This is a genomic window from Thauera sp. (assembly GCF_035444905.1).
Taxonomy (GTDB): Bacteria; Pseudomonadota; Gammaproteobacteria; order Burkholderiales; family Rhodocyclaceae; genus Thauera.
The window spans coordinates 23,567-37,504 of the sequence record NZ_DAOMPS010000009.1; the positions used below are offsets into that span (position 1 = coordinate 23,567).

The 13,938-nt window shown below is 66.1% G+C and carries 11 protein-coding genes; 5 read left to right on the forward strand and 6 right to left on the reverse strand.

Annotated elements, in window-relative coordinates:
- Positions 1-10: 10 nt before the first annotated feature.
- The 4 genes from frr to rpsB all read right to left on the reverse strand — a co-directional run bounded on the left by frr (position 11) and on the right by rpsB (position 3,095).
- A complete protein-coding gene (gene frr / locus PLC66_RS06175; protein ID WP_324538449.1) occupies positions 11-568 on the reverse strand; it encodes a ribosome recycling factor in 558 nt (185 codons plus the stop codon).
- Positions 569-586: 18 nt separating this feature from the next.
- Positions 587-1,300: a UMP kinase gene (gene pyrH / locus PLC66_RS06180; RefSeq protein WP_324538451.1), complete on the reverse strand. Its 714-nt coding sequence runs from the start codon at positions 1,298-1,300 to the stop codon at positions 587-589.
- Positions 1,301-1,310: 10 nt separating this feature from the next.
- Positions 1,311-2,207, reverse strand: coding sequence for a translation elongation factor Ts (tsf, locus tag PLC66_RS06185; protein WP_324538453.1), 897 nt, complete (start codon positions 2,205-2,207; stop codon positions 1,311-1,313).
- A gap of 132 nt (positions 2,208-2,339) precedes the next feature.
- Positions 2,340-3,095: a 30S ribosomal protein S2 gene (rpsB, locus tag PLC66_RS06190; protein WP_324538455.1), complete on the reverse strand. Its 756-nt coding sequence runs from the start codon at positions 3,093-3,095 to the stop codon at positions 2,340-2,342.
- 323 nt (positions 3,096-3,418) lie between these two features.
- Here rpsB and map point away from each other — a divergent pair, with 323 nt between their 5' ends.
- A complete protein-coding gene (gene map, locus PLC66_RS06195) occupies positions 3,419-4,249 on the forward strand; it encodes a type I methionyl aminopeptidase (protein ID WP_324538457.1) in 831 nt (276 codons plus the stop codon).
- A gap of 14 nt (positions 4,250-4,263) precedes the next feature.
- Complete coding sequence (locus PLC66_RS06200) at positions 4,264-6,840, forward strand: [protein-PII] uridylyltransferase (RefSeq protein ID WP_324538459.1); 2,577 nt, start codon at positions 4,264-4,266, stop codon at positions 6,838-6,840.
- A gap of 30 nt (positions 6,841-6,870) precedes the next feature.
- On the opposite strand, the gene PLC66_RS06205 is transcribed toward PLC66_RS06200, so the two are convergent.
- Together PLC66_RS06205 and PLC66_RS06210 are read right to left on the reverse strand one after the other, a co-directional pair.
- Positions 6,871-7,377: a TIGR00645 family protein gene (locus PLC66_RS06205; RefSeq protein WP_324538461.1), complete on the reverse strand. Its 507-nt coding sequence runs from the start codon at positions 7,375-7,377 to the stop codon at positions 6,871-6,873.
- A gap of 36 nt (positions 7,378-7,413) precedes the next feature.
- Positions 7,414-8,151, reverse strand: coding sequence for an S-methyl-5'-thioinosine phosphorylase (locus tag PLC66_RS06210; protein ID WP_324538462.1), 738 nt, complete (start codon positions 8,149-8,151; stop codon positions 7,414-7,416).
- A gap of 124 nt (positions 8,152-8,275) precedes the next feature.
- On the opposite strand from PLC66_RS06210, the gene typA reads away from it, so the two are divergent.
- The 3 genes from typA (at position 8,276) to PLC66_RS06225 (ending at position 13,918) form a co-directional block, all read left to right on the forward strand.
- Complete coding sequence (gene typA / locus PLC66_RS06215) at positions 8,276-10,093, forward strand: translational GTPase TypA (protein ID WP_324538464.1); 1,818 nt, start codon at positions 8,276-8,278, stop codon at positions 10,091-10,093.
- A gap of 318 nt (positions 10,094-10,411) precedes the next feature.
- Positions 10,412-12,976 carry a cytochrome c gene (locus PLC66_RS06220; protein WP_324538466.1) on the forward strand — a complete coding sequence of 855 codons (2,565 nt, stop codon included), beginning with the start codon at positions 10,412-10,414 and terminating at the stop codon, positions 12,974-12,976.
- 18 nt (positions 12,977-12,994) lie between these two features.
- Positions 12,995-13,918, forward strand: coding sequence for a hypothetical protein (locus PLC66_RS06225; protein WP_324538468.1), 924 nt, complete (start codon positions 12,995-12,997; stop codon positions 13,916-13,918).
- Positions 13,919-13,938 lie beyond the last annotated feature (20 nt).

A 13,938-nucleotide genomic window follows, 5' to 3' on the forward strand; every position in this document is an offset into this window, starting at 1 on the left:
CCAGGCCGGATCAGATCTGCATCAGTTCCTGTTCTTTCTGGGCAAGCAGCTTGTCGATCTCGCTGACGTAGCGGTCGGTCAGCTTCTGGATGTCGTCCTCGCCACGACGTTCGTCGTCTTCCGAGATCAGCTTGTCCTTGACCGCATCCTTGAGCTGCTGATTGGCGTCGCGACGCAGGTTGCGGATCGCGATCTTGGCGTTCTCGCCCTCGTGGCGCACGACCTTGGTCAGGTCACGGCGACGCTCTTCGGTCAGCGCCGGCATCGGCACGCGCAGCAGCTCGCCCATGTTGGCCGGATTGAGGCCAAGGTCGCTGTCACGGATGGCCCGCTCGACCTTTCCCAGCATCGGCTTTTCCCAGGTCTGCACGCCGATCGTGCGGGCATCGATCAGGGTGATGTTCGCGACCTGGTTCACCGGCACCATGGAACCGTAGTACTCGACCATGACGTGATCGAGCAGACCGGTATGGGCACGGCCGGTGCGCACCTTGGCGAGGTCGGCCTTGAGGGCCTCGACCGACTTCTGCATCTTGGTCTCGGCGTTCTTCTTGAGTTCGGCAATCATGCGCGCATTCTCCAGTGTTCAGGAATGGACCAGCGTGCCCTCGTCCTCGCCCATCACCACGCGCTTGAGCGCGCCGGGCTTGAAGATCGAGAACACGTTGATCGGCAGTTTCTGGTCACGACACAGCGCAAACGCGGTGGAGTCGAGCACGGCCAGGTTGCGACCGATGGCTTCGTCGAAGCTGATGCGGTGATAACGCTGCGCGCTCGGATCCTTCTTCGGATCGGCAGTATAGACGCCGTCCACCTTGGTCGCCTTGAGCACGATCTGCGCACCGATCTCGGAACCACGCAGCGCCGCCGCGGTGTCGGTGGTGAAGAACGGGTTGCCGGTACCGGCGGCGAAGATGACGACGCGCCCCTCTTCGAGGTGGCGGATCGCGCGACCACGGATGTAGGGCTCGACCACCTGATCGATGCGCAGTGCCGACTGCACGCGCGCCTGGACGTCCATGCGGCGCATCGCGTCGGCCAGCGCCATCGCGTTCATCACCGTGGCCAGCATGCCCATGTAGTCGGCGGTGGCGCGGTCCATGCCGGAAGCCGCGCCCTTCATGCCACGGAAGATGTTGCCGCCGCCGATCACCACACCCACCTGAACGCCGAGTCGGCTGACCTCGGCAATCTCGGACACGATGCGGGTCACCACGTCCTCGTTGATGCCATAGGCGTCGTCGCCCATCAGGGCTTCGCCGGAGAGCTTTAGCAGGATGCGCTTGTAGGCGGCGGTCACGATCTTCCCCTTACTTCTTGGCGGCAGCCGCAGCCTGTTCGGCCACTTCGGCAGCGAAGTCGGTGACCTTCTTCTCGATCCCCTCGCCGACGATGAACAGCACGAAGCTGGCCACCGACGCGCCCTTGGCCTTGAGCAGCTGCTCGATCGTCTGCTTGCCGTCCTCGGCCTTGACGAAGACCTGGCCGAGCAGGGTCACTTCCTTGAGGAACTTTTGCACCGTGCCTTCGGCGATCTTGTCGAGCATGGCGTCCGGCTTGCCGGCCTCGCGTGCCTTCTCGATGGCGATGCGACGCTCGGCGTCGATCAGTTCCTGGGCCACGCCGCTGGCGTCGAGCGACTTCGGCTTGGAGGCCGCGATGTGCATCGCCAGATCCTTGGCAAGCTGCTCGTCGCCACCGACCAGATCGACCAGCACGCCGATCTTGGCACCGGCGTGCACGTAACTCGCGACCTGGCCCTTCGCCTCGATGCGGGCGAAGCGGCGGATGCTCATGTTCTCGCCGATCTTGCCCACCAGCGCGGTGCGGATCGCCTCGACGCTCTGGCCGCCGATCTCGAGTGCGGACAGCGCGGCGACGTCGGCCGGGTTCTTCTGCGCGATGAGTTCGGCGAGCTGGGCGGCAAGGCCGATGAAGTCGTCGTTCTTGGCGACGAAGTCGGTTTCGCAGTTGAGCTCGACCATCGCGGCGAGCTTGCCGTCGGCCGACAGGAAGGTGCCGACGATGCCTTCCGCGGTGACGCGTGCGGCGGCCTTGGAGGCCTTGTTGCCGAGCTTGACGCGCAGGATCTCTTCGGCCTTGTCCATGTCGCCGGCCGCTTCGGTCAGCGCCTTCTTGCATTCCATCATCGGCGCGTCGGTCTTCTCGCGCAGTTCCTTGACCATGCTCGCGGTGATTTCCGCCATGCTAGCTCCTGAATGTTCCCGTTGGATGTTCGGTATCGGACCGCAGTCGCGGCACATGGTGCGCGATGCTGCGATCCGAGGATGTCTGTTGCAGAGTGCAAAAGGGGCCTCGCGGGCCCCGTATTCTGCGGATCAGGCCTGTTCCTGCGTGCCGTCTTCCTCGACCTCGACGAATTCGTCGCCGCCGGCATCGACGATTTCCTGCAGCACCTGGCTGCGGCCCTGCAGCACGGCGTCGGCCACGCCACGGGCGTACAGACGGATGGCGCGCGAAGAGTCATCGTTACCCGGGATCACATAGTCCACGCCTTCGGGCGAGTGGTTGGTATCGACCACGGCGACGACCGGGATACCGAGCTTTTGCGCCTCGGTGATGGCGATCTTGTGGTAGCCGACATCGATCACGAACAGCGCATCGGGCAGGCCGCCCATGTCCTTGATGCCGCCGATCGACTTCTGCAGCTTGTCCAGCTCGCGGCGCACGGTCAGCGCTTCGCGCTTGGACAGGCGCTCGACCGAGCCGTCCTCCATCATCGCCTCGACTTCCTTCAAGCGCTTGATCGACTGCTTGACGGTCTTGAAGTTGGTCAGCATGCCGCCGAGCCAGCGCTCATCGACGTAGGGCATGCCGGCGCGCTGCGCTTCCTCGGCGATGATCTCGCGCGCCTGGCGCTTGGTGCTGACGAACATGATGTTGCCGCGGTTGGCGGCGAGCTTGCGCACGAAGTCGATGGCTTCGTTGTACTTCGCCATCGTCTTCTCGAGGTTGACGATGTGAATCTTGTTGCGCTGGCCGAAAATGTAGGGGGCCATGCGCGGATTCCAGAAGCGGGTCTGGTGACCGAAGTGGACGCCGGCTTCCAGCATCTGACGCATTGTGACGGACATTTGAAACTCCAAACTGATCAAAGGGTTATACCTCCGCCCTGCAGATGCGCCGCGTTCCACCGACCTCCATCGCGGAGCGGGATCGAAGCACAACCACGCCACCCTGACGGCCGACACCCCCGAATTTCGAGGCTTGCGTCGACACCATCCCGGCGGACCCTTTACTGCAGGACGTGCGGATTTTGCCTGCCAAGACAGACAAGCCCGCGATATTAGCATGCGTCATCGCGCTTTCTCAAGGCTCGCAATGCGTCAGGTTTGCCCGCCGGGGGCGCTTGCGATAGCCTTGAAGCCTTTACCAGCCCCCGCGCAGTACAAGGACAATGAGCATCATCATCAAGACCCCAGAAGAAATCGCACACATGCGCGTGGCCTGCCGCCTCGCTGCCGAGGTGCTCGACTACATCGAGCCCTTCGTCAAGCCCGGTGTGACCACGGCCGAGCTCGACCGCCTGTGCCACGACTACATGGTGAACGTGCAGCACACCGTGCCGGCACCGCTCAACTATGCCCCGCCGGGCTACTCCCCCTACCCGAAGTCGATCTGCACCTCGGTGAACCATCAGGTCTGCCATGGCGTGCCCGGCGACAAGGCGCTCAAGAAGGGCGACATCGTCAATCTGGACATCACGGTGATCAAGGACGGCTTCCACGGCGACACCAGCCGCATGTTCCTGGTCGGGGGCGATTCGGCGGCGAGCATCATTGCCCGGCGCCTCACCCAGATCACCTACGAATGCATGTGGCTGGGCATCGCCGCGGTGAAGCCCGGCGGCCGCCTTGGCGACATCGGCGCAGTGATCCAGAAGCACGCCGAAGGCAGCGGATTCTCGGTGGTACGCGAGTTCTGCGGCCACGGCATCGGGCGCAAGTTCCACGAGGAGCCGCAGGTGCTGCACTACGGCAAGGCCGGCACCGGCCCCGAGCTCAAGCCCGGAATGATCTTCACCATCGAGCCCATGATCAACGCCGGCAAGGCCGCCATCTCGGAACTGCCCGACGGCTGGACCATCGTGACCAAGGACCGCAGCCTGTCGGCGCAATGGGAGCACACGGTCGTGGTCACCGACAGCGGTGTCGAGGTGCTGACCGTGTCCGCCAAGGCGCCGCCGCCACCGGCGCTCGTCGCCGAGCGCCTCGCCACCACGCACTGAGCCCCCTGCGCGCCATGAACGACGTCCTCACCCAAGCGCTGCAGCCACTTGCTGCCGCAGCCCGCAAACGGCTGGGCGAAGGCATGGCGCGCCTGCGCGCCGAGTACGAGGCGCGACCGCAGACGGCAAACCTGCTCAAGGGACGCGCTGCCCTGGTCGACGAGGAAATCGGCCGCCTGTGGGCGGACTGCGGCATGCCGGCCGATGCGGCCGTGGTGGCCGTCGGTGGTTATGGGCGCGGCGAGCTGTATCCGGCCTCCGACGTCGACCTGCTGATACTGCTCCCTGCCGCGGCCGACGCGGCACTGCAGTCGCGGCTGTCCAGCCTGGTCGGCGCGCTGTGGGACATGGGCCTGGAGATCGGCCACGCGGTACGCACCGTCGACGAATGCCTGGTCGCCTCCAGCGACGACATCACCGTGCAGACCAGCCTGCTCGAGGCCCGCCTGCTGGCCGGCAACGCGGTGCTTTTCGCCGAGCTCGCTGCGCGCTTTGGCGAGGCACTTGACGCCCGCAGCTTCTACAAGGCGAAGCTGCTCGAACAGGAGCAGCGCTACGCCCGCTTCAACGAGACGCCCTACGCCCTCGAGCCCAATTGCAAGGAAAGCCCCGGCGGCCTGCGCGACCTGCAGATGCTGGGGTGGATCGCGCGTGCCGCCGGGCTGGGGCGCAACTGGCGCGACCTCGCCCGCCGTCGCCTGATCACCGGCAGCGAGGCCGGCGAGCTGCGCAACGTCGAGCGCTTCCTGCAGCACCTGCGCATCCGCCTGCACTACCTCACCGGGCGCTCCGAGGACCGCCTGCTGTTCGACCACCAGGAGAAGCTCGCCCGCATCCTCGGCATCGAGGCCAGCGCCACCCGGCGCGCCTCCGAGGTGCTGATGCAGCGCTACTACGTCACCGCCAAGATGGTGATGCAGCTCAACACAGTGCTGCTGCAGAACTACGGCAGCGTGATCTTCCCCGACCGTGGGGCGGCGATCATCGTCAACGCGCACTTCCAGGTCGTGCGCGAACTGCTCGACATCCGCCACGAGGACGTCTTCGAGCGCAGCCCCTCGACCCTGCTCGAGTGCTTCCTGCTGCTGCAGCAGCGCTCCGAGCTGAAGGGCATGACCGCCCGTACGCTGCGCGCGCTGTGGATCAACCGCAACCGGGTCAATGCCGCCTTTCGCGCCAATCCCGCGCATCGCGCGCTGTTCCTGCAGATCCTGCAGCAAAAGCGCGGCATCGTGCACAGCTTCAGGCGCATGAACGAATACGGCATCCTGTCGCGTTACATCCCGCCCTGGCGGCGCATCGTCGGCCAGATGCAGCATGACCTGTTCCACGTCTATACGGTGGACCAGCACATCCTCATGGTGCTGCGCAACATGCGCCGCTTCACGATGGGCGAGCACGCGCACGAGTACCCGCTGATGACGCGACTCATCATCAGCTTCGAGCGCCACTGGCTGCTCTACATCGCCGCCCTCTTCCACGATATCGCGAAGGGCCGTGGCGGCGACCACTCGCGCCTCGGCATGGCCGACGCGCGCGAGTTCTGCGTGCAGCACGAGCTTGCCGCCCAGGATACCGCGCTGGTCGTCTGGCTGGTCGAGCACCACCTCACGATGTCGCGCGTGGCGCAGAAGGAAGACACTTCCGATCCCGAGGTCATTGAGCGCTTCGCCAACACCGTCGGCGACGAACGCCGTCTGACCGCCCTCTACCTGCTCACCCACGCCGACGTGCGCGGCACCAGCCCCAAGGTCTGGAACGGCTGGAAGGGCAAGCTGCTCGAGGATCTGTTCTTCGCCACCCAGCGCCTGTTGCGCGGCGCTACGCCGCAGGAGGCGCTGGGCCTGGACGACCGTATGGAGGATGCCCGCCGCCTGCTCCGCTACCACGGCCTGCGGCCCGGCGTCGAGGACGCGCTTTGGGAGCAGCTCGATCCGGTGTACTTCATGCGTCATTCGGCCGAGGAGATCGCCTGGCATACGCGGGTCCTGTACTACCGCACCGAGTCGGCCGAGCCGATCGTCAAGGCGCGCGTGGCCGAAGACGAGGATGGCGTGCAGGTGATGGTATTCACCCGCGACCAGAAGGATCTGTTCGTGCGCCTGACCGGCTTCTTCGGGCGCATGGGCTTCACCATTCTCGACGCCAAGGTGCACACCACCCGCCACGGCTTCGCGCTCGACAGCTTCATGCTGCAGGATCCCGGCCAGCAGGCCGCCTACCGCGACATCGTCAACCTGATCGAGCACGAGCTGAGCGCCCGCCTGCTGCAAGCGGGCGCGCCCGAGCGGCCCGCGCGCGGGCGCATGTCGCGCCAGGTCAAGCATTTCCCGATCAGCCCGCAGGTCAGCATTCGCGCCGACGAGGCCGGCCGCCATTACGTCCTGTCGCTGACCGCCGCCGACCGTCCCGGCCTGCTTTTCGATGTCGCCTCGGTGCTGGCGGCGCATGGCATCCGACTGCACACGGCCAAGATCGCCACGCTGGGCGAGCGCGTCGAGGACACCTTCCTGCTCACCGGCCAGGTGTTGGCGCAGGACGCCCAGGTGCTGAAGATCGAGCGCGAGCTGCTCGAGGCCCTGCAGGTCTGAAGCCCGCCCGCGTGCGGCGACGCCGCGCGCTCAGTGGCCCTTGCCGGCAAGTCTGTCCATGGCCGCGTAGAGCAGGCCCGAGAACAGGAAGGTGAGGTGGATGCCGACCATCCAGGCGAGGTGGCGATCGCTCAGGTTGGCGACGTTCATGAAGCCCTTGAGCAGTTCGATACCGGAGATCGCGACGATCGAGCCGAACAGCTTGATCTTGAGGTCGGAGAAGCCGATGTGTCCCATCCAGTCGGGGCGGTCACGGTGGCTGTGCAGATCCTCCATCTTCGAGACGAAGTTCTCGTAGCCGCTGAACATGATGATGATCAGCAGGTTCATGATCAGCGCAATGTCGACCAGCGACAGCACGCCGATGATGAGGTCTCCCCCGCTCGCCGTGCCGATGTTGGAGAACAGATGGACGATCTCCTTGCCGAACTTCACCAGCAACAGCACCATCGCCAGCACGAGGCCGAAGTACACCGGCGCCATCAGCCAGCGGCTGGTGAACAACACGTGCTCGAAGGCGGCTTCCAGACGTTTCATGTATTGCGCCTCAAACGATTCCCGGACCCAGGATTGTCAGACCTTGCACAGGCATTCGAGCACCTTGCGCACGCGCGCCATCGAGGCCTGCAGCACCAACTCGATGTCGCCGAAGACGATGCCGTCCGCGCTCGAGGCCCGGCCGGCGGCGTAATTGACGACGACGCTGATCGCCGCGTAGGGCAGATCGAGCTCGCGCGCGAGCGCCGCCTCGGGCATGCCGGTCATGCCGACCAGGTCGGCACCGTCGCGCTCGAAGCGGTCGATCTCCGCGGCGGTCTCGAGGCGCGGCCCCTGTGAGGTCGCATACACGCCCCCATCGATGGCCACGTCCCCGGCTGCTGCAATCGCGGCGAGCAGGCGCCGGCGCAGGTCCTCGTCGTAGGGGTGGGTGAAATCGATGTGCTTCACCGCGCTGTCGCCGCCGTCGAAGAAGGTGCTGCTGCGGCCCCAGGTGTAATCGATGATCTGGTGCGGCACCACCAGCGTGCCCGGCGCGAGGTCGGCACGAATGCCGCCCACCGAGGCCACCGACACGATGCCCGTGACGCGCGCCTCCTTCAGTGCCCAGATGTTGGCGCGGTAATTCACGCGGTGCGGCGGAATGGTGTGGCCGAAGCCATGGCGCGCCAGGAACACCACCGGCTCCTCGCACATGCGCCCGAACACCAGCGCACCGGAGGGCTCGCCATAGGGTGTTCGCACCACTTCCCGGCGCAGGGTCTCCATGTTCGACAGCTGGGTGAGTCCACTACCACCGATGATCGCAAGCATTGCACCGGGCTCCGCGTTGAGGGCGCGCGATTCTAGCATGGGCGCTGGCGCGACTCGAGAATTCCATGTTGCGGCGCCGCAGCCCGTGGTAGACTTCTTGCCCTTTCAAAGACTTCCCGCCTCCATGTCCCGCGCCATCCGCAACATCGCCATCATCGCCCACGTCGACCACGGCAAGACCACCCTCGTCGACCAACTGCTGCGCCAGTCCGGCACGTTCCGCGACAACCAGCAGGTCGCCGAACGCGTCATGGACTCGGGAGACATCGAGAAGGAACGTGGCATCACGATCCTGTCGAAGAACTGCGCCATCCAGTACGGCGACACCCACATCAACATCGTCGACACCCCGGGCCACGCCGACTTCGGCGGCGAGGTCGAGCGCGTGCTGTCGATGGTCGACAGCGTGCTGCTGCTGGTGGATGCGGTCGAGGGCCCGATGCCGCAGACCCGCTTCGTGACGCGCAAGGCGCTCGCACTGGGCTTGAAGCCGATCGTCGTCATCAACAAGATCGATCGTCCGGGCGCGCGCCCCGACTGGGTCATCAACCACACCTTCGATCTTTTCGACAAGCTCGGCGCCACCGACGAGCAGCTCGACTTTCCGGTCATCTACGCCTCGGGTCTCAACGGCTTCGCGGTGGAGAACCTCGAGGACGAGCGCAGCGACATGCGTCCGCTGTTCGAAGCCATCCTCAAGCACGTCCCCGCCCCCGAAGTCGATGCCGACGGCCCGCTGCAGATGCAGGTCTGCTCGCTCGACTACTCGACCTACATGGGTCAGCTCGGCATCGGCCGCATCAAGCGCGGCCGCGTGCGTCCCAACCAGGAAGTGGTCGTCATGTACGGCGACGAGAACCGCGGCAAGGGCAAGATCAGCCAGATCCTCACCTTCAAGGGCCTCGAGCGCTCGCCGGCCGAGGTCGCCGAAGCGGGCGACATCGTGCTGATCTCAGGCATCCAGCAGGTCAATATCGGCGTCACGCTGTGCGACCCCAACTGCCTCGAGGGCATGAAGCCGATCGCGGTCGATGAGCCGACGCTGACGATGAACTTCATGGTCAATACCTCGCCGCTCGCCGGGCGCGAGGGCAAGTTCGTCACCAGCCGCCAGATCCGCGAGCGTCTGGAGAAGGAACTGCTCAAGAACGTCGCCCTGCGCGTGACCTTCACCGGCGACTCGGACGTGTTCGAAGTGTCCGGCCGTGGCGAACTGCACCTCACCATCCTGCTCGAGAACATGCGCCGCGAAGGCTACGAGCTGGCGGTCGGCCGGCCGCGCGTGGTGTACAAGGAAATCGACGGCGTCAAGTGCGAGCCCTACGAGCTGCTCACCGTCGACGTCGAGGAAGACCACCAGGGCGGCGTCATGGAAGAGCTCGGCCGTCGCCGCGGCGAACTGCAGGACATGCAGCCGGACGGCAAGGGCCGCGTGCGCCTCGAATACCGCATCCCGGCGCGCGGCCTGATCGGCTTCCAGGGCGAGTTCCTCACCATGACGCGTGGCACCGGACTGGCCAGCCACGTGTTCGACGACTACGGCCCGATGGCCGGCCAGATGGCCGAGCGCCGCAACGGCGTGCTGATCTCGCAGAACGACGGTGACGCCGTGGCCTACGCGCTGTGGAACCTGCAGGATCGCGGCCGCATGTTCGTGAGCCCGGGCGACGCGCTGTACGAGGGCATGATCATCGGCATCCACACGCGTGACAACGACCTCGTGGTGAACCCGATCAAGGGCAAGCAGCTCACCAACGTGCGTGCCTCGGGCACCGACGAAGCAGTGCGCCTGATTCCGCCGATCGCGCTGACGCTGGAGTCGGCGATCGAGTTCATCGCCGACGACGAGCTGGTCGAGATCACCCCGAAGAGCATCCGCCTGCGCAAGCGCCACCTGAAGGAAACCGACCGCAAGCGTGCAGCCAAGGCCGACGCCGCCTGATTGCAAGTTGTCCGAACAGGAAACGCCCCGCCGGCTCTGCCCGCGGGGCGTCTTGTTTTCTGCGCTCCCGGCACTGCGCATGAGCGCCTTGCGCGGTTTGCAAATGCCGGCTTTCCTGCTATCACGGAAGTACCACAAATGAATGGAGCGCGCGCCGCGGACACGCGGTAATGCGCGCCCGGAACCGACAGAGAGCGTCGCTGCGCAAAGTGCAGAACGGGGTGAAGTCGTGCCCGCGGATCTTCACAGCGCGTCCCTGCGGGCGTCCCGACGCGGGCGCCTTCGTCCCTGCCGCTCGAACCGTGCAGGAGAACGATCATGATGCGCCCATCATCGCAGGTGCTGTTGGCGGCCATCGCCCTCATCGCCGCCATGCTCGCCTGGCCACCCCCCGTCGCCTTTGCCGACACCCCCGCGACCGCAGCCGCGGCGACGCCGACGAAGGTTCATGCCCAGGACCTCCCGTACTACGAAGCGTGCGCCAGGGAAGGGCTGAACGCGTCCGAATGCGCCGGACGGCTGATCTGGTTCAAGGCCACCGCGGGCAATGAGCGTTTCCACACCTACGTGTTCCAGCAACGCGTCGGCGTGTTGATCGACTGGTTCCGCGTGCTGCGCAGCGACGAGCGCGGCGACCGCTTCCGCGCCTGGGGCATCATCAACGATCCGGCCTGCTGCGTGCCCGGCAGTCCCGACTGTCCGGCAAAGAGCCTGGATGAGACCTACGGCCTCGACTGGTGTCCGGGCGACGAGGAACTCCTCACCTATGTCGGACGCAGCGGCTACCGCGACCCGGCCTGCGACTTCCGCGACGCGCCGCTCGCGGCCGGCGATGTGCATGGGCCTGCCGACCAGCGCCACGACGCCTGCGACCTGCGTTTCGGCACCTCGACCGGCGCGCTCGGCATACGCAAGTTTCCCAACCCCCGCTTCGACCGCGAAGCCTGGCTCAGGCTCAACGGCAGCACCGGCACCTGGGAAGGCTATAACCGGCCGATCGCCGCCGCCGGCGGGCACGGCGAGGCAGCGCGCTCCCACCTTCAGGACGGCGCGATCGAGCCGCCCTTCCTGATCGGTACCTCCTGCGGTTCCTGCCACATCGCCTTCGATCCGGTCAACCCGCCGGCCGACCCGGCGCATCCGGCGTGGGAGAACATCAAGGGGCTGGTGGGCAACCAATACACCCGCGTCTCCGAGATCATGGTCTCGGGCATGGCGTCGAACACGCTCGAATGGCAGATGTTCGCCCATGCCAGGCCGGGGACCAGCGACACCTCGGCGATTCCGACCGACCAGGTCAACAACCCCGGCACCATCAACGCGCTGATCAACCTCGCCAAGCGCCCGACCTTCGCCAACGAGTCGGTGATCAAGTGGCGCAAGACGGCCGCCTGCGCCAAGGGCGCCGACGAGGCGAAATGCTGGTGCGAGCCCGGCCGCGACGGCAAGTGCTGGGAGAAGTCGCTACAGAAGGAGACCGTGCACCACATCCTCAAGGGCGGCGAGGACTCGATCGGCGCGCTCGAGGCCATCCAGCGCGTCTACTTCAACATCGGCTCGTGCTCGGAGCAGTGCTGGGTGAATCACCTCGCCGACCTGCGCCAGCTCGACCCGCAGCAACGCGGCTTCGGCCAGACGCCTTTCGACATCGGCCAGTGCCGGCGCGACTGCCCGAACTTCCGTGCGATCGAAGACCGCCTGGCGAACATCCTCGACTTCTTCATGTCGGCCGAGGGCCATGCCACCGACCTGCGCGATGCACGCGAGAACATGCTCCGTGCCGCCGACCCCGGCGCGCGCTACACCGACCAGGACCTGATCGCCGATCTCGAACGCGACTTCGGCCCGGGCGCGGTCGCCCGCGGCCGCGAAGTGTTCGCCAACGGCTGCGCGCGTTGCCACTCGAGTCAGCCCGAGGCCGCGACCGGCCAGCTTGCCGGCCTCGACTTCCACAAGCTCGACCTCAAGACCGGCCTGCGTGAGGACTGGCTGGGCAACGATGGCCCCACCGCGGTGTCCGAGGTCGGCACCTTCCGCTGTCGCGCCCTGCACTCGAACCACATGGCCGGCCACGTCTGGCAGGAGTACGGCTCGGAGACCCTGCGCGCGCAGCCGCCCGACCCCAACGTCAAGGAGGCCGGCGACGGTGGCCGCGGCCACTACCGCAACATCTCGCTGGTGAACCTGTGGGCGCACGCCCCCTTCCTGCACAACAACGCACTCGGGCCCGAACTCTGCGGCAAGCCGAAAAACGCCGCCAACGATTTCTATGCCCAGCGTCCGCGCTATGTCGACGCGAGCAACGTCAAGCTGCTGCCCGCCGAACGCCAGCCCGCCTGCTTCGAGTACGACCCGAGCGTCGAAGGGCGACTCAAGCTGTACACGCTGTCGATGCAGGCCCTGCTCAATCCGGCACAGCGCATCCCCAAGGTGACGCTGCTCAACGAGGACGTGACCCTGCGCGTCGGCCCGCGGCTGTGGGATGGCACCGACAAGGAAAGGCTGCTCGGCTTCGAGCTGACGATCCCGAGTGAGATCGACGGGCGCGGCGTCACCGCCGGCACGCTGGGCAACTTCCAGCACAAGGCCTTCATCGTCGATCTGGTGCGCGCCAAGACCGCAGCCGACGAACTCGAACGCAGCCTCAACGCGCGCCTGGGCAAGGAGACCGGCAAGAAGGTGCTCGCCGACCTCAAGGCGGTCGCCCAGGAAGTGACCGGCAAGCCGAACGGCCTGGTCGAGGCCTTGCGCGCACGGCCTTACCTGATCAAGCAGGTGTACAGCAGTTGCACCGCCGAGGTCGAGAACGAGGGCCACCGCTTTGGCGAGGACTTGTCCGAAGCCGACAAGAACGCGCTGATCGCCTTCCTCGCAACGCTTTGAGCACGGGGGGACTTCATCATGACAAGGATCTCGCACGGGCCAGTCAGGGCGCTGGCCGCCTGCATGCTAGCCACCGTGGCGCTATCCGGATGCGGCCTGTTCGATGACGACGAGGACGATCCGCCGGAGATCGCCTTCGCCCAGCACACGGAGGGCTATGCCGGCAAACCCGATTTCGCCTGGCTCGAGCATCGCCATCCGCTGTCGACAGCCGACCTGTACAAGATCACGCCGCAGAACATCGCGCGCCTCGATCAGGAACAGGTCGACCAGATCTATGCCCGCCTGAGCGCCGGACCGATCCCCGACGGCGCGTTCGAAGGCGACCTGTTCTTCCCGCGCGGCGGCAGCGGCAAGCTGCGCCTGTCCGAGATCGCCGGCGGCGGCCTGAAGGGGCTGCTGGTCAACGTGGCGGGCAGCAAGCTCGACCTGATCGGCGAGGTGCTGTGGAAGGGCAAGGTTTTCTACCGCGACGAGCGATTGCTGCGTAACCGCATCGAGGACCTCACCAGCTTGCGCAAACTCGGCCTCGTCGAGGAGAGTGCGGAGGCGCCGCTGCAGAAGGTGCATGTCGGCGGCAAGGACCAGTGGCTGCTGTTCCCGGCAAAGCTCTACTGCGGACAGAGCCTGCTCGACGGCCGGCGCGAGTCCATCATCATCGACTACGCCTTCACCGACGAACTGCCGGGCTACCGGCGCATGCCCGACCTGCTCGCCGGACGCAACGGCTTCGCGATCCGCGATGAGATCCGCATGGTGTATCCCGGCTTCTACCTCGGCCGGGCCTATATGGACCGCGCCTTCGTGGTGAACTTCGTGCTCTACAACGCGGAGATGATTGCGGCCGGCCGGGACGCCTTTCTGAAGACCGGCCAGGTCGATCAGGACTGCTGGGGCGGCACCCAGAAGCGTCTGATCGCCGCGGCGGCAGGCGGTGGCTGAGGACGAGCCGTGCGTGGTTT

What these genes read in the sequence shown, in the direction of transcription:
- rpsB (WP_324538455.1), bottom strand. Translation starts at nt 3,095, where the DNA reads ATGTCCGTCACAATGCGTCAGATGCTGGAAGCCGGCGTCCACTTCGGT.
- PLC66_RS06225 (WP_324538468.1), top strand. Translation starts at nt 12,995, where the DNA reads ATGACAAGGATCTCGCACGGGCCAGTCAGGGCGCTGGCCGCCTGCATG.
- PLC66_RS06200 (WP_324538459.1), top strand. Translation starts at nt 4,264, where the DNA reads ATGAACGACGTCCTCACCCAAGCGCTGCAGCCACTTGCTGCCGCAGCC.
- frr (WP_324538449.1), bottom strand. Translation starts at nt 568, where the DNA reads ATGATTGCCGAACTCAAGAAGAACGCCGAGACCAAGATGCAGAAGTCG.
- map (WP_324538457.1), top strand. Translation starts at nt 3,419, where the DNA reads ATGAGCATCATCATCAAGACCCCAGAAGAAATCGCACACATGCGCGTG.
- PLC66_RS06210 (WP_324538462.1), bottom strand. Translation starts at nt 8,151, where the DNA reads ATGCTTGCGATCATCGGTGGTAGTGGACTCACCCAGCTGTCGAACATG.
- PLC66_RS06220 (WP_324538466.1), top strand. Translation starts at nt 10,412, where the DNA reads ATGATGCGCCCATCATCGCAGGTGCTGTTGGCGGCCATCGCCCTCATC.
- typA (WP_324538464.1), top strand. Translation starts at nt 8,276, where the DNA reads ATGTCCCGCGCCATCCGCAACATCGCCATCATCGCCCACGTCGACCAC.
- PLC66_RS06205 (WP_324538461.1), bottom strand. Translation starts at nt 7,377, where the DNA reads ATGAAACGTCTGGAAGCCGCCTTCGAGCACGTGTTGTTCACCAGCCGC.
- tsf (WP_324538453.1), bottom strand. Translation starts at nt 2,207, where the DNA reads ATGGCGGAAATCACCGCGAGCATGGTCAAGGAACTGCGCGAGAAGACC.